At 65.8% G+C, this 237-nt stretch carries 1 protein-coding gene; it reads right to left on the reverse strand.

Annotation, left to right across the window (positions count from 1 at the left end):
- A partial coding sequence (locus HMPREF0072_RS11705) for a hypothetical protein (protein WP_155811921.1) occupies window positions 1–237 on the reverse strand: 237 nt, incomplete at both ends.

Below are 237 nucleotides of genomic sequence, written 5' to 3' on the forward strand. Positions count from 1 at the left end.
GCAGATAGGCGCTGACCGCCTGCTTGTCGCCGTCGAGCAGGGCCATTTCCTGCACCTGCGGTTGCTGGCGCAGCCACAGGCTGACGAGATGCACGCCCACCACCCAGCCTTCGGTCTGGCCATAGAGCGCCTTCAGGCAGGGCTCGTCCAGATAGAGACCGCTGCGCTCGAGGTATTCGCGGGTTTCCTCGAAGCCGAGGCGCAGCTCCTCGAGGCCGATTTCCAGCAACAGCCCCG

Source organism: Anaerococcus lactolyticus ATCC 51172 (assembly GCF_000156575.1).
Classification (GTDB): Bacteria; Bacillota; Clostridia; order Tissierellales; family Peptoniphilaceae; genus Anaerococcus; species Anaerococcus lactolyticus.